A 526-nucleotide genomic window follows, 5' to 3' on the forward strand; every position below is an offset into this window, starting at 1 on the left:
TCACCGGATCGGCTCGACCTTCGCCCAACTGGCCAGATCGATCAATCCGGTCGTGACCGGCTGGATGCGGTATTACGGAGCGTTCTATCCCTCCGCGATGCATCCCCTCCTGACGCGCATCAACTCCTACCTGGTGCGCTGGATCCGCTGCAAATATCGGCGGCTGAAACCGGTGAAGAAAGCCCGTCGCGCCTACAAAAAACGCGGTCCGGAAATACCCTGCCATGTTCCGACACTGGCAGTGGACACCGCATGCCTGGCGAACAGGATGACAAGAGCCGGGTAACGGGAGACTGTTACGCCCGGATCTGTGGGAGCCCCGGGGTGAGATTCCCCTGGGCCACCCGACTGACGTAGCGGCGGATGAGGTGGTGTCGTAATTCGCCGATAGCCTGCTGTTCAGGGCACGATTTCCAGTGACTGCTGAGCATCGGTGAATACTGGTTGCTCCAGCGTCGTCGAAGTGGTGGCAGCGGCGTTGTTGAGGGCGGTGCGGGTGAGTCGGTAGCTGTCGGTGCCGGTTTCG

Annotated in this window: 1 protein-coding gene; it reads left to right on the forward strand. The window is 61.2% G+C overall.

All coding sequences use genetic code 11. The annotated features are described in order from the left end of the window. The coding region (locus ACLMAL_RS39745) for a group II intron maturase-specific domain-containing protein (RefSeq protein ID WP_412003790.1) at positions 1–286 on the forward strand (286 nt) is incomplete at its 5' end. Between the last annotated feature and the right edge of the window lie 240 nt (positions 287–526).

Source organism: Nocardia sp. CWNU-33 (assembly GCF_046764895.1).
Taxonomy (GTDB): domain Bacteria; phylum Actinomycetota; class Actinomycetes; order Mycobacteriales; family Mycobacteriaceae; genus Nocardia.